The sequence below is a fragment of the Pseudomonas cremoris genome (assembly GCF_014230465.1).
In genome coordinates this window covers 476,758-499,250 of record NZ_JAAXCY010000003.1, presented here as the reverse complement: position 1 = coordinate 499,250, position 22,493 = coordinate 476,758, and the positions used below count along the sequence as shown (strand labels likewise).

The window sequence follows — 22,493 nt, the reverse complement described above, 5'->3', positions numbered from 1 at the left end:
TCCCAACTCCAAACGCGCCTCGAAGTGTCTAGCCCGGCCCATCGCATCGATAGCACTGATGATTACTATCGAAACGAGCGCCTGCTCAATATTCAAGACCGGTTTATATAATCGCCCCCTGACTCCCTCCCCCCGCCTGATTTCAGGCGACATTCATCTTGGAACCCAACACCATGCCAAGTGCCACACAGGCCCCTAGCGGCCGTCCCGAACATAATCAACAGAGTGTCAAACAGCAGTGGCTGGCGATTCTCTCGGTCGCGGTGGGTGCCTTCGCCTTGGTGACCAGCGAGTTCCTGCCGGTGGGCGTCCTCAACGACGTCGCCAGCGACCTGGGCATCAGTGCCGGTCACGCCGGCCTGATGGTCACCCTGCCTGGCATCATGGCCGCCCTCGCCGCCCCCTTGCTGTCGGTGAGTATCGGCGCCATGGACCGCCGCTACCTGCTGATCGGCCTGACGCTGATCATGATCATCGCCAACTCGGTCGTAGCGTTTGCCAGCGACTTCAGCCTGCTGCTGTTTGGCCGCGTGCTGTTGGGCATCAGTATTGGCGGATTCTGGGCCACGGCCATCGCCCTCAGCGGCCGCCTGGCCCCCAAGGGCGTGGGCGTAGCGAAGGCCACCTCGATCATCATGATGGGCGTAACCCTGGCCACCGTACTGGGCGTGCCCGTAGGCACATGGCTCAGTGGCCTGATGGGCTGGCGCATGACCTTCCTCGTCACTGCGCTGGTCGGTGTGCCGGTGTTGCTGGCGCAGGTATTTTTGCTGCCCCGACTCACCCCGGAAAAGGCCATTCTCATCAGTGACCTGCCCGCCCTGTTTATCAACCCACAAGCTCGGGTCGGGTTGATCGCGGTCTTGCTGATTGGCCTGGCGCACTTTGCCGCTTACACCTATGTGGCGCCGTTCTTCAAACAGAGTTCGGGCTTCGATGGGCCAACCATTGGCTCACTGTTGCTGCTTTACGGCGTGGCCGGGGTGATGGGTAATGTGTTTGCCGGTTTCGCCGCCAACCGCAGCGTGCGCCACACCTTGCTGCTGGTCGCGCTGATGATCGGCACCAGCACCGCCCTGTTCCCCTATTTCGCCACCGGCATGACCGGCGCCGCGATGCTGATCGCACTCTGGGGCTTCGCCTTCGGCGCCTTCCCGGCATGCGCCAGTATCTGGATGTTCGTCGTCGCCCCCAAGGACGTCGAACGCGGCATGCCGCTGTTCGTTGCTTTGTTCCAGGTGATCATTGCCTTGGGCTCGTTCTTCGGCGGGCGGATCGTCGACCAGATGGGCAGCGCAGTGCTGTTGAGCTTGGCCACGGCGTTGGTGGGTGCCGGTTTTGTTACGGTGCTGGTGTTGGGGCGCAAGGTGAGTAATAGCCTGGTGGCTCAGACTGCCTAGTTAGACTGCCCCGACTAAAAAGCCTGCTGAGCGTTGAGCTCAGCAGGCTTTTTCATTTCCAGAAATGAGTTATCACGGTTGTAGCCAAGCGTCGTAATGAGAAGTCGCACAATGTCGCGTGCGCACTCAAGCCCCTGAACTAGCCTCGAAAGAGTCGCCGGCATGGCGACGGGCAGCCAAGGAGCTTCTATGCCAACCAGATATCGTGATGCGGTAACAGGGGAATACGTGACAGAGGGTGAGGCGAAAAAAAGGCCGAGGGAAACGGTGAAGGAAACCGATAAAAAGGCACCGTCGAAGCCGAAGGGTAAAAAGTAGGGTTCATGTGGGAAGGTGAAACCGTACGTCCCGATGGCCTTGCCAAAAAGACATCATTGATCCACTGTAATGACATGCGTCATTACAGTGGAGTTATACCATGGCATCCATCAACGTCCGTATCGACGACGATTTAAAAGCTCGCGCCTATCGTGAACTTGAGAAACTCGGCGTCACACCCTCCGAACTGATGCGCCAAGCCCTTCAATACGTGGCAGAACGGGGCCAATTGCCTTTCAAGCCCGTCCTGATGACTGAAGATGACGAAGCCTTGATGGCCACTGTTCGAGAACGCTTGGCATCTCCCCAACGCGTAAAGGTTTCTATTGATGACCTATAGCCTTGATTTCGATGCGCGAGCATTGAAGGAATGGCAAAAACTCGGCGACACCGTCCGCCAGCAACTTAAGAAGAAGTTGGTTGAAGTCCTGAACAATCCGCGCGTTGAAGCTAACCGCCTGCATGGCCTGCCTGACTGCTACAAAGTCAAACTACGTAGCAGCGGTTACAGGCTGGTCTATCAGGTGATAGATCAGGAAATCACTGTGGTTGTGGTCGCCATTGATAAACGAGAGCGTGATCAGGTTTATCGAAAGGCGGCTGAGCGATTGAGCTAGCGCTAGATAGACACACAAAACAAAAAAGCCCCGTAGCTTGTTCAGCTACGGGGCTTTTTCTATGTAATGGCGGAGAGATAGGGATTCGAACCCTAGGTACCGGTGAAGGTACAACGGATTTCGAATCCGTCCCATTCGGCCACTCTGGCATCTCTCCAACGGCGCGCATCATAACAGCGTGATTCAGGAAAGCAAAGCTCGAAACGAGATTTTTTTCCGTGCTATCAGATGCTTGCGTCGATTAAAGCGGTACGCCAAGACGGTTGGCGACTTCTTCGTAGGCTTCGATAACGTCACCGAGGCCCTGGCGGAAGCGGTCTTTGTCCATCTTCTTCTTGGTGTCCTTGTCCCACAGGCGGCAGCCGTCCGGGCTGAACTCGTCGCCCAGGACGATGGAGCCGTCGTGGAACACACCGAATTCCAGCTTGAAGTCCACCAATAGCAGGCCGGCGTCGTCGAACAGCTTGCTCAGCACGTCGTTGACCTTGAGGGACAACTCCTTCATGCGCGCCAGTTGCTCAGCGGTGCCCCAACCGAATGCCACGACGTGGGATTCGTTGATGAACGGGTCGCCCTTGGCGTCGTCCTTCAGGAACAGTTCGAACGTGTAAGGGTTGAGCTTAAGGCCCTCCTCCACGCCCAGACGCTTGACCAGGCTGCCGGCGGCGTAGTTACGCACGACGCACTCGACCGGGATCATGTCCAGCTTCTTGACCAGGCACTCGTTGTCGCCCAGCAGTTTGTCGAATTGGGTCGGAATGCCGGCCTCTTCGAGTTTCTGCATGATGAAGGCGTTGAACTTGTTGTTCACCATGCCCTTGCGGTCCAGCTGTTCGATGCGCTTGCCGTCGAACGCCGAGGTGTCGTTGCGAAACAGCAGGATCAGGCGGTTGGCGTCGTCGGTCTTGTAAACCGACTTGGCTTTGCCGCGGTAGAGTTCTTCACGTTTTTCCATGATGGGCTCCGCTTTGAGTGAGGTGGGCTAGGCGATATGTCGCCAGTCGAGCCCTGAATCTTGATCGGCCAGTTGCAGCCAGTCCGGGTCGCACCCTAGGGTGTCGACAAAACATTGCCGGGCAAGCGTCGGCAGGTTGTTCTTGCTGCTCAAGTGGGCCAGGACCAGGTGTTGCAGGTCTTGCCAGCCCAACTCATACACCAGGTACGCCGCCTGGTGGTTGTTCAAATGTCCCAGTTCGCCGCCCACCCGTTGCTTGAGAAAGTACGGGTAATGACCGCGAGCCAGCAGGTCTCGGCAGTGGTTGGACTCGATCATCAATGCATCGAGGTCGCGGTAGCCGTCCAGCACCTTGGAGCAGTAGGAACCCAGGTCGGTGAGCACGCCAAAGCGCCGCTCGCCGTCACTGAACACATATTGCGTCGGCTCCTGGGCGTCGTGCGCCACGGCAATCACATCGATGCTCAATGCGCCGATTTGCAACTGCTCGCCACCGGCCAGGAAACCTGCGGGTTCAATGGGTTTGCGCATCCCGCGCAAGGTGCCGCGACTGAGGTACACCGGAAGATTGTAGCGCCGAGACAGCAAACCCACGCCATGCACGTGGTCGGCATGTTCGTGGGTCACCAGAATCGCGGTCAGCTGCGTGGGGTGAACCCCCAGGCGCAGCAGGCGCCGCTCGGTTTCTTTTAACGAGAAACCACAATCCACCAGCACATACGTGTCGTCATGTGCGACCAGCGTGCCGTTCCCTTGGCTACCGCTGCCGAGAACGGCAAAACGCATCGGATCAGCCCAAGTTGTCCTGAATCACGCCCAACACTTTGCGCGCTGTTTCTGCTGGCGCAACGGTGTTGATGTTCTTCTCGACGGTGACTTGTACGCTTTCGCCAACTTTGCTCAAACGAACCTGGTAACGCTCGGCACGGGTCTCGATCTCTTCCTTGGTCGGCTTGCTGCCGAACAATTTGCCGAAGAAGCCTGGCTCGTCGTCTTTCTTCTCGGCCTTTTCAGCCACGTTGATGTAGTACAGGCCCAGGCTGCGGTTGATGTCTTCAACACGCCACGGGCCTTGCTCCAACGCGCGACCGACGCTGGCCCACGCACGGTCCAGGTCTTCACCCAGGTTCAGCACCACGTTGCCGCTGCCGTCTTCGGTGAGGCTGACTCGGCTTGGGGTGTCGTAATCACGTGCGGCGAGCAGGGAAACGGAACCGCCCTTCTCGGAGATACGACTCATGCTGGCGAGCATTTCGTCGACCAATGCGGAGTCAACACCGGTGTTGACCGAGCGGTTGGTAAAGTCAACATTGGCGGTGCTGCCGGCAGGACGCTCGGCGCTCACCACGTAGACTTCACTGGTGTTGCGCTGCACGCCTGGCTCGATGCGCACACGCACACGGGCCTCGCTGTCAGCGGCTACACCGCTCGCTTGCAGGCGCTTGGCCATGCTGGCCGACAGCTCGCTGCCTTGTTGCCATGCCGTGGTGAACTCGCCGGTCTGCGGACGTTGCTGGTCGATACGGAAACCGTTGTCCTGGAAGAACTGCACCGCCACCGGCCAAACTTCGGCAGGTGGGCGCTGAGCCATGATCCAGCGGTTGTCACCGCTCTTCTGCAGGCTGTAGTCGCTGGCTTCGGCCACGGCCGAGATCGGCTGTGGACGCGGCACTACGTACTCACCCTTGACGGTGTCGTCGGCAACGTTACGCGGGATCGGCAGCAACGGGTCAAGGCGCTTGGCGACATTGACGTCCGGCGGCAGTTGCATCGGTTTGGTTGCTTGGGCTTCCAGGTAATCGCTACCGCGGTCACGGAAGTAGCCTTCCGGGCCCCAGATCCAACCGCAGCCACTGGTGCTGGAGATAATCAAGGCAAGTGCGGAAAGTCCGGCCAATCGCTTCATGCGTAGTGCTTCCTCAATTAAACCAGGACGCCGGACTGGCGCAGGGCCTGTCGCAGCGGTTCGTGACAGGCTTCGCTGAGACGGGTGAGCGGCAGACGGATACCGTCCGGCATCAGGCCCATCTCATACAGCGCCCACTTCACGGGGATAGGGTTGGATTCGATAAACAGTGTCTTGTTGAGCGGCATCAGCTTCTCGTGGATCGCACGGGCGGTCACGGCGTCACCGGCGATGGCGGCAGCGCACAGTTCGCTCATGGCACGCGGAGCCACGTTGGCAGTCACGGAGATGTTGCCTTTGCCGCCCAGCAGGATCAGCTCGACAGCGGTGGCGTCGTCACCGGAGTACACCAGGAAGTCGCTGCTCACACCGGCCAGGATGTCCTTGGCACGTTGCAGGTCGCCGGTGGCTTCCTTGATACCGATGATGTTCGGCACGGTGGACAGGCGAATCACGGTCGCGGCCTGCATGTCGCAAGCAGTACGGCCCGGTACGTTGTAGAGGATCTGCGGGATATCAACGGCTTCGGCGATGGCGCGGAAGTGCTGGTACAAACCTTCCTGGGTCGGCTTGTTGTAGTACGGGGTCACCAGCAGGCAGGCATCGGCGCCGGCCTTCTTGGCGTTCTTGGTCAGCTCGATCGCTTCACGCGTCGAGTTGGCGCCCGTACCGGCGATCACGGCGATACGGCCCGCAACACGCTTGACTACGAATTCGATGACCTGGATGTGTTCTTCCACGTCGAGGGTGGCCGATTCACCTGTGGTGCCGACCGCCACAATGGCGTTGGTGCCTTCTTGCAGGTGGAAGTCCACCAGTTTGCCCAGGCTGTCCCAGTCGAGATGACCTTGTGCATCCATGGGTGTGACCAGTGCCACCATACTGCCCGCAATCATGCAACCGCTCCTGCCGGAAAAAGAGAGCCGTAATGGTACTGGCGCCAAGATGCTTGCACAAGCGAAGTACCGCGTGAGGACGCGTTCTGGCGCAACTAAACGACGGGCAATGCCATCATTGGGCCAAAGCCGGGGTTTTAGCACGGCCAAATCAAGCCGATCACGCAATGAAAACGCCACCTCCTATCCCTTGGCGGCGCTTTTCGCTACCCTTCATGCTTTGATCGATACAGCCTCAACGTATCGACCGCTCATCGCTTTAGGAAGGCTGCATGTCCACCCCCACAGTTCGCGAACAATTCCTTGTTATCAGTGCCCTCGGCGCCAACCCCATGGAGCTGACCAACGTCCTGTGCCGCGCCAGCCATGAAAACCGCTGCGCCGTCGTGACCTCCCGCCTGACCCGCCACGGCGAGTGCAGTGCGCTGGTGCTTCAGATCTCCGGCACCTGGGACGCCTTGGCGCGCCTGGAAACCGGCCTGCCGGGCCTGGCCAAGAAGCATGACTTCACCGTCAACGTGGTACGCAGCGCCGCCTTGGAAAATCGTCCGCAGGCACTGCCCTATGTCGCCTATGTCAGCTCGGCTTACCGTTCGGACATCGTCAACGAGCTGTGCCAGTTCTTCATCGACCATAACGTCGAACTGGAGAACCTGACCTGCGACACCTACCAGGCCCCGCAAACTGGCGGCACCATGCTCAATGCCACGTTCACCGTGACCTTGCCGGCCGGCGTGCAGATCAGTTGGCTGCGCGACCAGTTCCTGGACTTTGCCGATGCCTTGAACCTCGACGCCCTGATCGAGCCTTGGCGCCCACAGAACCCGATGTAAGGAAGACCCCATGGCAGTTGTCATCGACAAACCTGTAGCCGATTTCGAAGCCCAGGCCACCAGCGGCCAGACCTTCAGCCTCGCGGCCCTCAAGGGCAAGCAAGTGGTGATCTACTTCTATCCGAAAGACAGCACGCCGGGCTGCACCACCGAAGGCCAGGGCTTTCGTGATCAGTACGAAGCATTCAAGGCCGCCAACACCGAGGTGTTTGGCGTATCGCGCGACAGCGTGAAGTCTCATGAGAACTTCAAGGGCAAGCAGGAATTCCCTTTCGAACTGATCAGCGACAAGGACGAGGCAGTCTGCCAGCTGTTTGACGTGATCAAGCTGAAGAAGCTGTACGGCAAGGAATACCTGGGCGTGGATCGCAGCACGTTCCTGATCGACAAGGACGGCGTACTGCGTCAGGAATGGCGTGGTGTGAAAGTGCCTGGCCACGTGGATGCCGTTTTGGCGGCAGCGCAGGCATTGAACAACGCCTGACACGCGGGCATGTAGTGAGCGGGCCTGCCCCGCTCACTACAACAATGGCGCGACCACCGGTTCCTGTCGTGGCCACGCATCCAGCACCGCCTTGAACAGTGTCGCCAAGGGGATTGCAAAGAACACTCCCCAGAACCCCCATAGCCCGCCGAACAACAACACCGCACAGATGATCGCCACCGGGTGCAGGTTTACTGCTTCCGAAAACAACAGCGGTACCAGTACGTTGCCATCCAGGGTCTGGATGATGCCGTACACCGCCATCAGGTAGATGAACTGGTCGCTCCAGCCCCATTGGAACAGCGCGATCAACATCACCGGCACCGTCACCACCACCGCACCTACGTACGGCACCACTACCGACAGGCCCACCAACAAGGCGAGCAGGGCCGCGTAGTTCAGGTCCAGGGCAACAAAGGCAATGTAGGTGACGCCGCCGCAGATGATGATCTCGATGACCTTGCCACGTATGTAGTTCGCGATCTGCCGGTTCATCTCCTCAGCCACCCGAGTAATCAACGCCCGTTCACGCGGAAGGTACCCACGCACCCAGCGGCCGATCATGGCGCGGTCCTTGAGGAAGAAGAACACCAGGATCGGTACCAGCACCAGGTAGATCATGATGTTGACCAACAGCGGAAGGCTGGACAGGGAAAAGGTCAGCGCCCATTGCCCGAACTTTCCTATCTCACCGCGCGCCACTTCGATGGCTTGCAACACTTGCTCATCCGACACCAGGTGCGGGTAACGCTCCGGTAACAACAGCAACAACGACTGCCACTTGGCGAGCATGCCCGGCAACTCGTTGAACAGCGTGATCAGTTGGTGCCACAACAACGGCAACACCACCACGATGAACAGCACCAGCAACCCCATGAACAAGGCGAACACCAACCCCACCGCCGCCCCACCCGGCAAGCGCAAACGCTCAAGAGTCGTGACCAACCCTTGCATCAGGTAAGCCAGCACCATCCCCGCCAGCACCGGCGCCAGCATGCCACCCAAGGTAAGTACGGCCGTGAAGGCCAGAAACAGCAGGACCGCCAGCACCACAGCTTCTTCGTCGGAGAAGTAGCGCTGGATCCAGTCTCGTAACACTTTGAACATCAATCAACCTCGGGTGGTGGGGGCAAACGGTTCAGGCCTTGCGCAACCAGTAACGGTACACTCCGGCGGCGTCTTCTTCGTGCAACAGAGTATGCCCGGCCAACTTGGCAAAGGTTCGGAAATCCCGCTGGGAACCTGCATCCGTGGCGATGACCTTGAGCACTGCGCCACTGGCTAGACGATTGAGCTCCAGCTTGGCCTTGAGCAACGGCAACGGGCAATTGAGGCCGCTGGCGTCAAGTTCGGCATCGAAGGCTACAGCGTCGGTCATGGTTTTACTCCGGGCAAGCGTTTGGGCTGCTTAGAATATCTGGTCCGAAGCTCAGTGTCCGGCTACAGTAAGCTCTTTGTCGAAAGGCTCTGTGCATGACTTTTTTGCGCCCTACCCTGCTGACGCTGGCTTGCCTGCTGGCCTCCCCAGGCTTCGCTGACGACCTGCCGTCACTTGGCGACGCCAGTTCTGCCATTGTCTCGCCACAACAGGAATATCAACTGGGCCGCGCATGGCTGGCCTACCTGCGGGGCCAGGTCTCGCAGCTCAATGACCCGCAGCTCAAGGATTACGTTGAAACCAGCGTGTACAAGCTGGTAGAGACCAGTCAGGTCAATGACCGGCGCCTGGAGTTCATCCTGATCAACAGCCCGCAACTGAACGCCTTTGCTGCGCCTGGCGGGATTGTCGGGGTCAACGGCGGCCTGTTCCTCAACGCGCAGACCGAAGGCGAGTACGCTTCGGTACTGGCCCACGAGTTGGCGCACTTGTCTCAACGCCACTTCGCCCGTGGTGTGGAAGCGCAACAGCGCATGCAGATCCCGATGATGGCCGCCCTACTCGGCGGCATCATTGCTGCAGCGGCAGGTGCAGGTGATGCCGGTATCGCCGCGATCGCCGGCACTCAAGCGGCGGCGATCCAGGAACAGCGCCGTTTCTCTCGCCAGAACGAACAAGAAGCTGACCGTATCGGCATCCTTAATCTGGAAAAAGCCGGCTACGACCCGCGCTCAATGCCGACCATGTTCGAGCGTTTGATGCGTCAATACCGCTTCGACGCCAAGCCACCGGAATTCCTGCTGACGCACCCGGTCACCGAATCACGGATCGCCGACACCCGTAACCGCGCTGAACAAGCCAAGCCAGGCGGCAAGGAAGACAGTTTGCGCTATCAACTGATTCGCGCGCGGGTGCAGTTGCAATACGAAGACACCCCTGGCCTCGCCGCCAAGCGCTTCCAGGCGCAACTGGACGAAAACCCAAAAAACGACGTGGCGCGCTATGGGCTGGCAATCGCCCAGATCAAAGGCTCCCAATTCAAGGAGGCACGTGAAAACCTCGCGCCCCTGCTGGCCAAGGCGCCCACGGACATTACCTATAACCTCGCGCAGATCCAACTGGACATCGATAACAACCGCTTGCCCGACGCCCAGCAACGCACCGACAAGATGCTCACCCAGTACCCCGGCAACTATCCGCTGAACCAAGTACGTGTAGACCTGCTGCTCAAGCAGAACCGCACTGCCGATGCAGAAAAGGCTTTGGACGCGCTGCTCAAGTCTCGCCCGGATGATCCTGACGTGTGGTACCAGGTCGCTGAGACGCGCGGCTTGTCTGGCAACATCATCGGCCTTCATCAAGCCCGTGCCGAATATTTCGCCTTGGTCGGCGACTTCCAGCAGGCCATCCAACAGCTGGACTTTGCCAAGCGCCGAGCTGGCAGCAACTTCCCACTGTCGTCGCGCATTGACGCTCGGCAGCGTGAACTGATCGAACAGGAACGCCTGGTGAAAGGGATGATGAGCTAAAGCCATCACCCACAAAAAAGCCCCACCTTCGGTTAACGAAGGCGGGGCTTTTTCTATTGGGCTAGCAGATTACTCGGCCAGCTTAAAGGTAATGAAGCTGGCGCGACCTTGACGCAACACACGCATCGACACCGAGCGATTCTTCGGCAGCGCCTTGGCGATGTCGGTGAATTCCTTGGTGGAGTTGATCGCCTGGTTGTTCAGGTGGGTGATCACGTCGCCGGGCTGCAGGCCGATCAGCGCCGCAGGACCGTCCTGCACTTCCTTGATCACGACGCCGCTCTTGAGGTCGAAGCTCTTCTTCTGCTCATCGGTCAGCTCAACCACGGCAATGCCCAGGCGGTTGCTGCTGCGCTCGGCACCTGGCTTGGCGTTACCCAAGGCGTCCAGCGTCGCGCCCTCTTCAGGGATCGCGCCAACGGTCAGTTCAACAGTCTGACGCTTGCCTTCACGGATCACTTCCAGCTTGGCCTTGCTGCCAGCCTTGAGTGCGCCGACCAGGTGCGGCAGGTCCGCCGACATGACGATTGGCTGGCCATTCATGCTCAGGATCACGTCGCCGACTTGCAGGCCACCTTTGGCTGCTGGGCCATCGTCCTGGATTTGCGCGACCAGGGCACCGGCCGGCTTGTCGAGACCGAAGGACTCAGCCAGGTCTTTGTTTACTTCCTGAATAACGACACCCAACCAGCCGCGGCTAACCTTTCCACCACTTTTCAGCTGGTTGGAAACGTCCATGGCCACGTCGATCGGGATCGCGAACGACACGCCCATGAAACCACCGGAGCGCGTGTAGATCTGCGAGTTGATCCCCACAACTTCGCCCGCCAGGTTGAACAGCGGACCACCGGAGTTGCCCGGGTTGATCGGTACGTCGGTCTGAATGAACGGCACGTAGTTTTCGTTCGGCAGACTGCGGCCAATGGCGCTTACGATACCTTGGGTGACGGTGTGGTCAAAGCCAAACGGCGAACCGATGGCGACAACCCACTGACCGGCTTTCAGGTCCTGGGATTTGCCCAGTTTCAGCACTGGCAGGTCTTTGCCTTCAATTTTCAGCAACGCCACGTCGGAACGTGGATCAGTGCCGACCAGCTTGGCTTTCAGCTCACTGCGATCAGCCAGGCGTACAAGGATCTCGTCGGCATCGGCAATCACATGGTTGTTGGTGAGGATGTAGCCATCCGGCGAGATGATGAAACCCGAACCCAAGGACTGAGCCTCACGCTGGCCACCACCGCCACGCGGGGAGCGCTGCTGCGGCATGCCGCGCTCGAAGAACTCGCGCAGCATCGGCGGCAGGCCTTCGAGGTCGGGCATCTGTTGGTTTGAAACTTTGCGGTCCGGCAGTTTCTGCGTGGTACTGATGTTCACCACGGCCGGCGAGGCCTGCTCGACCAGTTGGGTAAAGTCAGGCAGCTCGGCCGCTTGCGCAGACAAGGACTGGCCCAGCACCAATACCGTGGCGACTATGGATAGGTAAGACTTCAAACGTGGTATCGACATACAGCTCCCGTTACGACGAGCAGGGTTGAGCGACAGGGTTCAAGAAACGCCGAAAACTGCGACCGACATCTTTGTTCCGCGAACAAAACAAGGCCAGAGCCGACAAGCCCTGACCTATAAAAAACATGGGGGATTTTTGCAAGTGAAAATGCTGATCCGGACATTTCATGCTCTCGGCAGCCAACCTGGCGTGAACGTACAGTGAAAGGTCAGGATGAACATAGGATTAACGGCTCAAGGTTTGGCGGCTGGCTTTTTTTCACCGCGCACCGAGAGCGCGATGCGCTCTGCGGTACCGATAGGGATTTCACCGACGACCGTGACCATCATTTCGCCATCCACCGTATTCAAGCGGCGGGACACGGCAACCGTGGGCCCCAATTGGGTACGGGTTTCCGTCACGCCCGCATCGCTGATCGGCTCAAGGAATACCGAGAAACGCGCCAGCCCGTCTTCATACATCAGGCTGTCGACCGTGGCTTTCGTCTGGGTATCCTGACGAGCGCTGGTATTGGTCAGTTGAAAACCGGGCGGCAGCCACTCCAGGTGCCAAGTCTCGGTAGACGCCACTTCCGGCGCGCTGCTCTTGACGACAGCAATAGGCGTGCATTCGCTGCTGGGCTGCAAGTCACGGTCATCCGGCGCGGCTGAAGTATTCAAACGCGTGAACTGAAAACGCTCCAGCAGTTGCCCTTGATCATTAAGCAACAGTGACTTGAGTGGCAAAGCAGTTTCGCGATCCAGATGCAATTCAAAACCATAGCGGTATTGATCACGCGGGGTAATCGACACGATCACCGCATTACGACCGGCCACGCGGGATTTGCCGATGACGGCCAGTTCATAGAATTCATTGAGTTTTTGCGGGTCCAGCGCACGTGACGGTGCATCACGGGAATTGCCAAGGCCGGCGACGAGGGTGCCGCTGACGCATTGAGTATGACCATCTACCCGCACAACTTCCTGGGCCGAACCGTCGAGCTGCAAAAGCCGCTCGCGAACCTGGCCATCCTGGACGCGATGCCAGATGTCGTGGGTAGAAAAACTGCCGTTACGTTCGTAGACGAACGTGCCTTGAAAGCTTTGCTGTTGCTCTGCACGCCCAAGTCGAGTCAGCCAGTCTTGGGCTTCATCGGCGTGGGCGGGGAGTGCAATCCAACCACTGAGCAAAAGCGTAAGGAGCGGTATGGCGCGCATAGAGCTCCTTACGTATCAGCGGTTTTCCAGGCTTGCGGCACGAGCATAAGGCAGAGCACTTTCAGTGCCTTTCAGAGCTGATTCCTGTGCGTGCTGGCGCAGGTAGCCTGGAAGACGCTGGTCCTGCCAACCGGATTGCCCTTGCAGTACACCATTGGCCATCGGGCCGGTGCTGTCAGAACTTTCCTTGTAGCCGGCCAATACCGCTGGGCCTTTGACCTGAGGTCCAGCCATCACCGGCTGTTGGGTCTGTTGGGCCAGTTCGGCACCAGCAATTTCATCCTGGTTGTACAGGCGAACACCGGCCAACACGGCAACAGTCACCGAGGCAGCAACTGCCAAGCGACCCAGGCTACGCCATGGACCACGAGCAGCTTTTGCCGGAACGGCTTCATCAGCCAGCGCAGCAGAAACGGCCGCAGCAATATCCAGACGAGGGATTAGAAGATCCTTGTGCATCACCGCCCGAGCGACTTGGTAACGAGACCAGGTATCACGGGTTTCGGCATCATCAAATGCGTTAAGCACTCGACGAAGTTCCAGTTCATCCGCTTCGTTATCCATCACTGCGGACAGCGATTCCTGCAGGGCATCACGACTCATGGCGGTTCCTCTCTTGGCTGTCGCCGCTGTCTTTAGTTTTCCTGCAACAACGGTTGCAAGGCTTTATCGATGGCTTCCCGGGCCCGGAAAATCCGTGACCTTACAGTCCCCACCGGACACTGCATGACGCTCGCAATGTCTTCGTAACTCAGACCATCGAATTCACGTAAAGTTAACGCCGTACGTAAATCTTCTGGCAGTTGCTGAATTGTGCGATGAACGGTTCCTTCGATCTCGTCGCGCAGCAATGCACGCTCCGGCGACTCGAGATCTTTGAGGCCGTGATCACCATCGTAAAATTCTGCATCTTCTGAACTTACATCACTATCTGGCGGGCGGCGTCCGCGAGACACCAGATAGTTCTTCGCCGTGTTAATGGCGATGCGGTATAGCCACGTGTAAAACGCACTATCACCGCGAAAGTTGCCTAGCGCACGGTAGGCCTTGATAAAGGCTTCCTGTGCAACGTCCTGCGCTTCATGGGTGTCGTGCACAAAACGCACGATCAACCCGAGAATTTTGTGCTGGTATTTCAGCACTAGCAGATCAAAAGCTCGCTTGTCGCCGCGTTGAACGCGCTCGACCAGCTGCTGATCCTCTTCCTGGGTTAGCATGAACACTCCTCGTTGTACTTGAAGGAGGCTTGCATAACTAAACGATCAGGCTTGCAAACATAGACTCGGTCTTTTCGCAAAAGTTCTCCCCCTTCAAGCAAGTTTCCGGCACGCACTGATTTGGCACACACGAAAAACGCAGCGCGGGCAACGCCGGCTGCGCGAATAATCTTGTCGCCGGTTTTCTGACGCGTCCAATGCTCCCGACGGGCCAATAAACTCAACGTTTTCCCAGCTTTCGGGCAACCTGCTATTGAGTCGGGGCTTATGCAAAAAGTTCCCGCTTCAATAACCGACCGATTTTACCCAAGCCGTGCACCGTAATCTCACATTGCCACGAATGCCCGGCTATTGTGCCGCTCCCCCCCTCTATATACTAGTAGCCCGTGTGACCCTTTGATTCGCCGATCCAGGCGTCCTGTTTGCGCCACCTCTTCGGATCGCTTTTTGCGGAATCCCTCAAATGAGCCAACAGTTTCAACACGATGTCTTGGTGATTGGTAGCGGCGCGGCGGGCTTGAGCCTTGCACTGACCCTCCCCAGCCATCTGCGGATTGCAGTACTGAGCAAAGGCGACCTCGCCAACGGCTCGACATTCTGGGCCCAAGGCGGCGTCGCTGCCGTGCTGGACGACACCGATACGGTGCAGTCTCACGTCGAAGACACCCTCAATGCCGGCGGCGGCCTGTGCAACGAAGACGCGGTGCGCTTCACCGTCGAGCACAGTCGCGAGGCAATTCAATGGCTGATCGACCAGGGCGTCCCCTTCACCCGTGATGAACACGCGGGCAACGACGACGGCGGCTTCGAATTCCATTTGACCCGCGAAGGCGGCCACAGCCACCGCCGCATCATCCACGCCGCCGACGCCACTGGCGCCGCAATCTTCAAGACCCTGCTCGACCAAGCCCGCCAACGACCCAACATCGAATTGCTGGAGCAACGCGTTGCCGTCGACCTGATCACCGAAAAACGCCTGGGCCTTGAGGGCGAGCGTTGCCTCGGCGCCTACGTGCTCAACCGCGCGAGCGGCGAAGTGGACACTTACGGCGCACGCTTCACTATCCTGGCGTCGGGCGGCGCGGCCAAGGTCTACCTTTATACCAGCAACCCCGACGGAGCCTGCGGCGACGGCATCGCTATGGCCTGGCGCTCGGGCTGCCGGGTGGCCAACCTGGAATTCAACCAGTTCCACCCTACCTGCCTGTATCACCCGCTGGCCAAGAGCTTCCTGATTACCGAAGCGCTACGCGGCGAAGGCGCACACCTGAAGCTGCCCAACGGCGAACGCTTCATGCAGCGCTTCGACCCGCGCGCCGAACTGGCCCCGCGTGACATCGTCGCCCGCGCCATCGACCATGAAATGAAGCGCCTGGGCATCGACTGCGTCTACCTGGACATCAGCCACAAGCCCGAAGCCTTCATCAAGACGCACTTCCCGACCGTCTACGAGCGCTGCCTCGCGTTCAACATCGACATCACCAAGGGCCCGATCCCTGTGGTACCGGCCGCCCACTACACCTGTGGCGGCGTGATGGTCGACCGGCACGGCCGCACAGACGTGCCCGGCCTGTACGCCATTGGCGAAACCAGCTTCACCGGCCTGCATGGCGCCAACCGCATGGCCAGCAACTCGCTGCTCGAATGTTTCGTTTATGCGCGCTCGGCGGCCGAGGACATTCTCGGCCAACTGCCGCACATTCCAGTACCCGCCGCCCTGCCCCGCTGGGATGCCAGCCAGGTGACCGATTCGGACGAAGACGTGATCATCGCCCACAACTGGGACGAACTGCGGCGCTTCATGTGGGACTACGTGGGGATCGTGCGTACTACCAAGCGCCTGCAACGGGCTCAGCACCGTGTGCGCATGCTGCTGGATGAGATCGATGAGTTCTACAGCAACTATAAAGTCAGCCGCGACTTGATCGAGTTGCGCAACCTGGCCCAAGTGGCCGAGCTGATGATCCGCTCTGCCATGGAGCGCAAGGAAAGCCGAGGCCTGCATTACACCCTCGACTACCCCGAGATGCTGCCGGAAGCCCGCGACACTATTCTGGTGCCAACCACCTACGGCGGCTGAACTTCAAGCGTACCCGCAGGCGTCGATGCACATCGGCGACCTGCGAGTCCTTCGGTACACACACCGAACGCACCCGCCATTCACCCGGCAACCGATAGCGCAACACCACAATAAGTGGCAATGCCACGCTATCGGGACGCAACTGCACGGCGTGCCAGCCGCGCTCGTCACTGAACAATTGCCAGCCATCTTCATCGCGACGCAAGCCACGAATCGACGAACGGTGAGTCAGTAACAGATGACGCGGCAAGACACAGGCAGCGTGCGCCATGCACACCAGCATTCCGAGGCTTGAATAAGGCAGGTCGAGCGACAACAGCGCGCCCAGCGCAAACAGCTGGGCAAGGAGATACACCGCCAGCAACAACCGTGAGGCCTGCCAGCGGCATTCGAACGAATTACTTGGGCTGGACACGATCCAGGATCATCCGAACCATGCGCTGCAGTTCTGGGTCTTCAGATTCGGCGCGCTCCATGAACCAGCCGAACATATCCTGGTCTTCGCAAGTCAGCAGCCTGACGTAGAGGTCGCGATCTACCTGGTTGAGGGTCGCGTACACCTCTTTGGTGAAAGGCACCAGCAACACGTCCAGCTCAAGCATGCCGCGACGGCTGTGCCAGTAGAGACGATTGATTTCTACATCTTCGACCATGGAGCGCTCCTCAAATAGGCGGCAAGTATACAGGCCCGACGGCACCCGAACACTCGGCTTTGGTCGCCCCATACGGAAACTATCCATTTGCCGGGCGCCCCTCTATGATGCACCCATGACTTTTTGACCTGCGATGACCCATGGCTGACTCTGCTTTCTTCTGCCCCCTGTCCCACGAAGGCGTTCTCGCCGTCCGCGGCGCCGACGCTGCCAAGTTCCTGCAAGGGCAACTGACCTGCAACCTCAATTACCTGAGCGAGACGCAGGCCAGCCTCGGCGCGCGCTGTACGCAAAAAGGCCGCATGCAGTCGAGCTTTCGTATCTTGCTGCAAGGTGACGGCGTGTTGCTGGCCATGGCCAGCGAGCTGCTGGAACCGCAGTTGGCAGACCTGAAAAAATACGCGGTGTTCTCCAAATCCAAGCTCACCGACGAAAGCGCCGGTTGGGCGCGTTTTGGCCTGGTGAACGCAGACCAGGCCCTGGCCAGCCTAGGCCTTGAGCTGCCGCCAGAAACCGACAGCGTCGTACGTACCGACACATTGATTGCCATCCGTGTGTCCCCTGGCCGCGCCGAACTTTGGGTGCCCGCAGAACACGCCCAAACCGTACGCAGTCAGTTGACGGCGGCATTGAAAGAAGCCGATCTGAATGAATGGTTGCTCGGCCAGGTCCGCGCCGGCATCGGCCAGGTCATGCCGCAAACCCGCGAACTGTTCATTCCGCAAATGCTCAACCTGCAAGCCATTGGCGGCGTGAGCTTCAAGAAAGGCTGCTACACCGGCCAGGAAATCGTCGCGCGCATGCAGTACCTGGGCAAACTCAAGCGTCGCCTTTATCGCTTGAGCCTTGATGCGGCTGAAACGCCCGAGCCAGGCACCCCGCTGTTTTCGCCCAGCCACAACAGTTCGATCGGTGAAGTGGTACTAGCGGCAAAAGCCGACCAGTCCATTGAACTTCTGGCGGTGTTGCAAGCCGAAGCAGCCGACAGTGGCGATGTGCACTTAGGCACCCTGGAAGGCCCCGCCTTGCACCTGCTTGACCTGCCTTACACACTCGACCGTGATCGAGAGATCCAGCGTTAATCGCCGTACTTTTTTGCAACACCCTAGAGATCATGAATGAACAAGCTGGCGGAAAAAGTCCAACAGGCTTTGGTTACGGCCATCGGCAACGATGACCTGGTTCTGCCGACTTTACCGGAAGTGGCCCTGAAAATTCGTCAGGCCGCCGAAGACCCGGAGATCAGCATCAGCCATTTGAGCAAGGTGATCGGTCGCGATACCGCGCTGTCGGCACGCCTGATCAAAGTGGTCAACAGCCCTTTGCTACGCGCGACCCAGGAAGTCACCGACCTGCACACCGCCATCACCCGGCTGGGCACCAACTACAGCAGCAACCTGGCCATCGGCCTGGTGATGGAGCAAATCTTCCACGCCCGCTCCGAAGCGGTCGAACTGAAAATGCGCGAAGTGTGGCGTCGAAGCCTGGAAGTAGCGGGCGTGAGCTACGCCTTGTGCCGTAGCCACAGCCAGCTCAAGCCAGACCAGGCGGCGCTGGGCGGCTTGGTGCACCAGATCGGTGTGTTGCCGATCCTCACCTATGCCGAAGATCACTACGAGTTGCTCTCGGACCCGGTCAGCCTCAACCACGTGATCGACAGTATCCACCCGTTACTGGGGGATAAATTGCTGCATGGCTGGGACTTCCCCGAAATGCTCGCCAAGCTGCCGGGTCAATACCTGAACCTGGAACGGGAATCAGCCAGCCTCGACTACATCGACCTGGTGCAGATTGCCGTGCTGTATTGCCATCGCGGCACCGATCACCCGCTGGCACATGTATCGGTATCCAGCCTGCCGGCGATCAAGAAGCTGCGAGTCGACCCTTACAGCGACGCCCTGCGCGCCGAGCTGGATGAAGCCCGCTCGATGTTCTACTGATCAACCGGCGATAAAACTCACCCGCACCTTCAGCCCCGCCTGCTCGCCATCGTGCAGGCTGATCTGCGCCAGATGCGCCCGGCAGATCTCGCCGACAATCGCCAAACCCAAGCCAGACCCCATACCCTGCTGGCTGCGGCGATAGAAACGTTCGAACACCCGGTCACGCTCCTCCTGCGGAATCCCAGGGCCGTCATCTTCAACTTCCAGCACCGCCGGCGCGGTCACCCGCAGGATCACGTTGCCGCCCGGCGGCGTGTGCGCCAGGGCGTTGTCCACCAGGTTGCTCAGCAACTCGTTCAACAAAGTCGGCTCGCCCCGCAGCCATACCGGCTCGTCGGCTTCCAGCGCCAACGCCACGCCGCGTGCGTGCGCCAGCGGTGCCATGGCCATGCCCAGTTCACGGGCCAATTGGCTGAGGTCCAACAACTGCGCGCCGCCCTCGGCAATTGCCCGGGCGCCGTTTTCGATGCGTGCCAGCGACAGCAACTGGTTGGCCAAGTGGGTCAAGCGGTCGGTGCCCTGGGCGGCGGTTTCCAGGGTGCTGCGCCAGGTGTCCGGCGCATCGCTGCGCAGGCCCAATTCCAGACGCGCCTTGAGTGCGGCGAGCGGCGTGCGCAGTTCATGGGCCGCGTCGGCAATAAACTGCGCCTGGCGCTCGAACTGGCCACGCAGGCGTTCGGTGAAGTGATTGAGGGAGCGCACCAGCGGGCCAAACTCATGCTGCACTTCCACCAACGGCAGCGGACGCAGGTCGTCGGGCTGACGCTCTTCTACCGCCGTACGCAAACGCTCCAGCGGGCGCAGCGCGGCGCTGACCGCAAACCACACCAGCAACAACGCGCCCACCGCCAGCATGCCCAAGCGCAACAACGTATCGGCCATCAAGCTGCGGGCCATGGCGACCCGCGCTTCATCGGTTTCGGCCACGCGGATTTCCGCCATGCCGTTCATGTTCGGCTCGGAGACCGCCTTGAGCAGGCTGACCACACGCACGGGTTGCCCCTGGTACACGGCATCGTAAAAGCGCGCCAACGCAGGATAATCGTCGGTTCGCGGCGTGCCGGGCGGCGGACCAGGGAGGTGTTCGTAGCCAGAGATCAGCTTCTGATCAATATCGTTGACCTGGTAATAAATGCGTCCGGCGCTGTCGTAGGCAAACGTGTCCAAGGCCACATACGGCACATTGGCGCTGAGGGTGCCGTCGACCTGGGTCAAGCCAGCGGCGATGGTCCGTGCCGAGGCCAGCAAGGTGCGGTCGTAGGCGGTGTCGGCGGCCTCGCGACCATTCCAATAGGCACTCATGCCGCTGGCCAGCATCAACAGCACCAACAACAGCGCCAGGTTCCACAGCAGCCGCCAGCGCAGGCTGCTGGGCTTATGCATCACGAGCTTCCAGCAAGTAGCCAAGGCCGCGGAACGTCACGATGGCGATGGGTTGGCCGTCGAGTTTCTTGCGCAGCCGGTGTACATAGATTTCGATGGCATCGGGGCTGGCCTCTTCATCAAGCCCGAACACCTGCGAGGCGAGTTGTTCTTTGCTCATCACACGGCCCGGGCGCGCAATCAGCGCTTCAAGCACCGCCTGCTCACGGGACGTCAAGGTCATCAGTTCGCCGCCAACCGTGAAGCGGCGTGTGTCGAGGTCATACACCAGCACGCCACAGGCCTGTTGGCGCTCTCCGCCCAACACGCTACGGCGCAACAGCGCCTTGACCCGTGCTTCCAGCTCGGTCAGTTCAAAGGGTTTGGCCAGGTAGTCGTCCGCACCGAGATTGAGCCCATGCACACGGTCCTTCACATCACTGCGCGCCGTCAGCATCAGCACTGGCAAGTTTTTCCCACGGGCGCGTAAACGGGCGAGCACCTCGAAACCGTCCATGCGCGGCAGGCCCACATCCAGGATTGCCGCCGCGTATTCCTCACTGCTCAAGGCCAAGTCTGCGGCCACGCCGTCGTGCAGCACATCCACGGTCAAACCCGTGCTCTTGAGCGCCTGGGCGACACTTTCGGCGAGCTGCAAATGGTCTTCAACCAAAAGGACACGCATGGATTTTCACCTCATTCGGGCATGGGAGACGCCACGCTTTGCCGGGCAGTTTACAGGCGCCGCCTGCCCTGTGAAGCCCGAAAACATTGAAAGGCAACTGAAAGGTTAGTGAAAGCTTCGCCCTTTAGCATCCAGCTACGGTGGGTCATGCCTGCCGAGCTACCTGATCCGTAGCGCCCGAAAAACGCCTTGAAGCGTTTTCGCCAAAATAAGAACAATAACGGAGTACACAACGATGCTGTCGACACAGCCCCAGGCCTTCTCGCCTGTGCGTTCCTCTCGCCTTACCCAGACCGCCCTTGCCAGTGCCGCAGCCCTTGCCGGATTTTCGCCGCTTGGCCAGGCCGCCTTCTTTGAAGACAGCAGCGGGACCCTGGAAACCCGCAACATGTACTTCAACCGCGACTTTCGCGACGGCACCAGCGCGCAGCAATCCAAGCGCGACGAGTGGGCCCAAGGTTTCATGCTCAACCTGCAATCGGGCTACACCGACGGTACCGTCGGCTTTGGCGTGGATGCGCTGGGCATGCTTGGGGTCAAGCTCGACTCCAGCCCCGACCGCACCGGCACCGGCCTGTTGCCTACCCACGACGATGGCCGCGCCGCCAACGAATACTCCAAGCTGGGCCTGACCGGCAAAGTGAAAATCTCGGCCACCGAGTTGAAGATCGGCGCGCTGATCCCCGAACTGCCGATCCTCAAGCCCAACGACGGCCGCATCCTGCCGCAGACCTTCAATGGCGGCCTGATCACCTCCAAGGAATTCAAGAACCTGGTGTTCACCGGCGGCCGCCTGGACAAAGCCAAGGACCGCGACGTCACCCACTATGAAGACATCGCGCTCAACAACAAGAACAGCCGCTTCGTCAGTGGCGCCACCGGCAAGCACTTCAACTTCGGTGGTGCAGACTACAAGTTCGCCGACAAGATCACCGGCAGCTACCACTTCGCCCAGCTCGACGACGTGTACCGCCAGCACTTCCTCGGCCTGGTAGCCGCGCGCCCAATGGGCCCCGGCACCTTCGCCGCCGACTTGCGCCTGGCTATCAGTGATGACGCAGGCGCCGCCCGTGGCGGCAAAATCGACAACAAATCCCTCAATGGCCTGTTCAGCTATGCCCTCAATGGCCATAAGCTCAGCGCCGGCTACCAGCACATGTCCGGCGACAGCGCGTTCCCGTATGTGGATGGCAGCGACCCGTACCTGGTCAACTTCGTGCAGATCAACGACTTCGCCGGCGCCGAAGAACGCTCCTGGCAGGCGCGTTACGACTACGACTTCGCCAAGCTGGGCATTCCCGGCTTGAGCTTCATGAGCCGTTACCTGTCGGGTGACAACATCAAGCTCAAGAACGGCGACACCGGCAAGGAATGGGAACGCAACAGCGAGATCCGCTACGTGGTGCAAAGCGGCACGTTCAAGGATGTGGCCGTGCGCCTGCGTAATGCCACGTACCGTTCCAACTACTCGGCCCGTGATGCGGATGAAATGCGCGTGCTGGTCAGTTACAGCGTCGCACTGTGGTAGTCGCTA

24 protein-coding genes and 1 tRNA gene are annotated in these 22,493 nt (G+C 59.7%); 10 read left to right on the top strand and 15 right to left on the bottom strand.

Going from position 1 to position 22,493, the window contains the following annotated elements; translation table 11 throughout:
* Positions 1–173: 173 nt before the first annotated feature.
* From HF257_RS09040 to HF257_RS09030, 3 genes are all read left to right on the top strand, one after another.
* Complete coding sequence (locus HF257_RS09040; protein ID WP_185709440.1) at positions 174–1,400, top strand: MFS transporter; 1,227 nt, start codon at positions 174–176, stop codon at positions 1,398–1,400.
* Between the two features lie 418 nt (positions 1,401–1,818).
* Positions 1,819–2,058, top strand: coding sequence for a type II toxin-antitoxin system RelB/DinJ family antitoxin (locus HF257_RS09035; RefSeq protein ID WP_185709441.1), 240 nt, complete (start codon positions 1,819–1,821; stop codon positions 2,056–2,058).
* The gene (locus HF257_RS09030) at positions 2,048–2,335 is read left to right on the top strand and encodes a type II toxin-antitoxin system RelE family toxin (RefSeq protein ID WP_185709442.1); all 288 of its coding nucleotides are present in this window, start codon (positions 2,048–2,050) and stop codon (positions 2,333–2,335) included. Before HF257_RS09035 ends, HF257_RS09030 begins: the two co-directional genes overlap by 11 nt.
* A 67-nt stretch (positions 2,336–2,402) precedes the next feature.
* On the opposite strand, the gene HF257_RS09025 is transcribed toward HF257_RS09030, so the two are convergent.
* The 5 genes from HF257_RS09025 to dapA all read right to left on the bottom strand — a co-directional run bounded on the left by HF257_RS09025 (position 2,403) and on the right by dapA (position 6,092).
* Positions 2,403–2,492 (bottom strand) — tRNA-Ser (locus tag HF257_RS09025).
* A gap of 84 nt (positions 2,493–2,576) precedes the next feature.
* Positions 2,577–3,290 (bottom strand): phosphoribosylaminoimidazolesuccinocarboxamide synthase, encoded by a 714-nt coding sequence (gene purC, locus HF257_RS09020; protein WP_003172493.1) that lies wholly within the window; start codon positions 3,288–3,290, stop codon positions 2,577–2,579.
* A 27-nt stretch (positions 3,291–3,317) separates the two neighbouring features.
* Positions 3,318–4,076 carry an MBL fold metallo-hydrolase gene (locus HF257_RS09015; RefSeq protein WP_185709443.1) on the bottom strand — a complete coding sequence of 253 codons (759 nt, stop codon included), beginning with the start codon at positions 4,074–4,076 and terminating at the stop codon, positions 3,318–3,320.
* Positions 4,077–4,080: 4 nt separating this feature from the next.
* Positions 4,081–5,196 carry an outer membrane protein assembly factor BamC gene (gene bamC / locus HF257_RS09010; protein WP_185709444.1) on the bottom strand — a complete coding sequence of 372 codons (1,116 nt, stop codon included), beginning with the start codon at positions 5,194–5,196 and terminating at the stop codon, positions 4,081–4,083.
* Positions 5,197–5,213: 17 nt separating this feature from the next.
* Entirely contained in the window at positions 5,214–6,092 is an 879-nt protein-coding gene (gene dapA, locus HF257_RS09005) for a 4-hydroxy-tetrahydrodipicolinate synthase (protein WP_185709445.1), read from the bottom strand.
* Between the two features lie 272 nt (positions 6,093–6,364).
* Here dapA and HF257_RS09000 point away from each other — a divergent pair, with 272 nt between their 5' ends.
* Positions 6,365–6,925, top strand: a complete 561-nt coding sequence (locus HF257_RS09000; RefSeq protein ID WP_003172487.1) for a glycine cleavage system protein R — start codon at positions 6,365–6,367, stop codon at positions 6,923–6,925.
* A 10-nt stretch (positions 6,926–6,935) separates the two neighbouring features.
* Entirely contained in the window at positions 6,936–7,409 is a 474-nt protein-coding gene (locus HF257_RS08995; RefSeq protein ID WP_185709446.1) for a peroxiredoxin, read from the top strand.
* A gap of 36 nt (positions 7,410–7,445) precedes the next feature.
* Here the strand turns inward: HF257_RS08995 and HF257_RS08990 are convergent, their stop codons facing one another.
* Together HF257_RS08990 and HF257_RS08985 are read right to left on the bottom strand one after the other, a co-directional pair.
* A complete protein-coding gene (locus HF257_RS08990) occupies positions 7,446–8,516 on the bottom strand; it encodes an AI-2E family transporter (protein ID WP_185709447.1) in 1,071 nt (356 codons plus the stop codon).
* 31 nt (positions 8,517–8,547) lie between these two features.
* On the bottom strand, positions 8,548–8,787 hold the full coding sequence (locus tag HF257_RS08985; protein WP_010212198.1) for a sulfurtransferase TusA family protein: 240 nt from the start codon (positions 8,785–8,787) through the stop codon (positions 8,548–8,550).
* A gap of 95 nt (positions 8,788–8,882) precedes the next feature.
* On the opposite strand from HF257_RS08985, the gene HF257_RS08980 reads away from it, so the two are divergent.
* The gene (locus HF257_RS08980) at positions 8,883–10,316 is read left to right on the top strand and encodes a M48 family metalloprotease (protein WP_185709448.1); all 1,434 of its coding nucleotides are present in this window, start codon (positions 8,883–8,885) and stop codon (positions 10,314–10,316) included.
* 69 nt (positions 10,317–10,385) lie between these two features.
* On the opposite strand, the gene HF257_RS08975 is transcribed toward HF257_RS08980, so the two are convergent.
* The 4 genes from HF257_RS08975 to rpoE all read right to left on the bottom strand — a co-directional run bounded on the left by HF257_RS08975 (position 10,386) and on the right by rpoE (position 14,236).
* A complete protein-coding gene (locus HF257_RS08975) occupies positions 10,386–11,822 on the bottom strand; it encodes a DegQ family serine endoprotease (protein WP_185709449.1) in 1,437 nt (478 codons plus the stop codon).
* A 234-nt stretch (positions 11,823–12,056) separates the two neighbouring features.
* Entirely contained in the window at positions 12,057–13,019 is a 963-nt protein-coding gene (locus HF257_RS08970) for a MucB/RseB C-terminal domain-containing protein (protein ID WP_185709450.1), read from the bottom strand.
* A gap of 15 nt (positions 13,020–13,034) precedes the next feature.
* Positions 13,035–13,622 (bottom strand): sigma-E factor negative regulatory protein, encoded by a 588-nt coding sequence (locus HF257_RS08965; protein ID WP_065882095.1) that lies wholly within the window; start codon positions 13,620–13,622, stop codon positions 13,035–13,037.
* Between the two features lie 32 nt (positions 13,623–13,654).
* A complete protein-coding gene (gene rpoE, locus HF257_RS08960) occupies positions 13,655–14,236 on the bottom strand; it encodes an RNA polymerase sigma factor RpoE (RefSeq protein WP_003172477.1) in 582 nt (193 codons plus the stop codon).
* 463 nt (positions 14,237–14,699) lie between these two features.
* On the opposite strand from rpoE, the gene nadB reads away from it, so the two are divergent.
* Complete coding sequence (nadB, locus tag HF257_RS08955) at positions 14,700–16,316, top strand: L-aspartate oxidase (RefSeq protein ID WP_185709451.1); 1,617 nt, start codon at positions 14,700–14,702, stop codon at positions 16,314–16,316.
* On the opposite strand, the gene HF257_RS08950 is transcribed toward nadB, so the two are convergent.
* Together HF257_RS08950 and HF257_RS08945 are read right to left on the bottom strand one after the other, a co-directional pair.
* Positions 16,285–16,731, bottom strand: coding sequence for a protein YgfX (locus HF257_RS08950; RefSeq protein WP_185709452.1), 447 nt, complete (start codon positions 16,729–16,731; stop codon positions 16,285–16,287). The two genes, nadB and HF257_RS08950, sit on opposite strands and share 32 nt — an antisense overlap.
* Positions 16,715–16,969, bottom strand: coding sequence for an FAD assembly factor SdhE (locus HF257_RS08945; RefSeq protein WP_014717362.1), 255 nt, complete (start codon positions 16,967–16,969; stop codon positions 16,715–16,717). The genes HF257_RS08950 and HF257_RS08945 overlap by 17 nt, the downstream gene beginning before the upstream one ends.
* Positions 16,970–17,109: 140 nt before the next feature.
* Between HF257_RS08945 and ygfZ the strand changes: the two genes are divergently transcribed.
* Together ygfZ and HF257_RS08935 are read left to right on the top strand one after the other, a co-directional pair.
* Positions 17,110–18,051 carry a CAF17-like 4Fe-4S cluster assembly/insertion protein YgfZ gene (gene ygfZ / locus HF257_RS08940; RefSeq protein ID WP_185709453.1) on the top strand — a complete coding sequence of 314 codons (942 nt, stop codon included), beginning with the start codon at positions 17,110–17,112 and terminating at the stop codon, positions 18,049–18,051.
* Positions 18,052–18,087: 36 nt separating this feature from the next.
* Positions 18,088–18,909, top strand: a complete 822-nt coding sequence (locus HF257_RS08935) for an HDOD domain-containing protein (protein ID WP_185709454.1) — start codon at positions 18,088–18,090, stop codon at positions 18,907–18,909.
* Here HF257_RS08935 and HF257_RS08930 read toward each other — a convergent pair whose 3' ends face one another.
* Both HF257_RS08930 and HF257_RS08925 read right to left on the bottom strand, forming a co-directional pair.
* A complete protein-coding gene (locus tag HF257_RS08930) occupies positions 18,910–20,295 on the bottom strand; it encodes a sensor histidine kinase (protein WP_185709455.1) in 1,386 nt (461 codons plus the stop codon).
* Complete coding sequence (locus tag HF257_RS08925; protein ID WP_010212220.1) at positions 20,288–20,959, bottom strand: response regulator; 672 nt, start codon at positions 20,957–20,959, stop codon at positions 20,288–20,290. Before HF257_RS08925 ends, HF257_RS08930 begins: the two co-directional genes overlap by 8 nt.
* 235 nt (positions 20,960–21,194) lie before the next feature.
* Between HF257_RS08925 and HF257_RS08920 the strand changes: the two genes are divergently transcribed.
* Positions 21,195–22,487, top strand: a complete 1,293-nt coding sequence (locus tag HF257_RS08920) for an OprD family porin (protein ID WP_185709456.1) — start codon at positions 21,195–21,197, stop codon at positions 22,485–22,487.
* Positions 22,488–22,493: the final 6 nt, after the last annotated feature.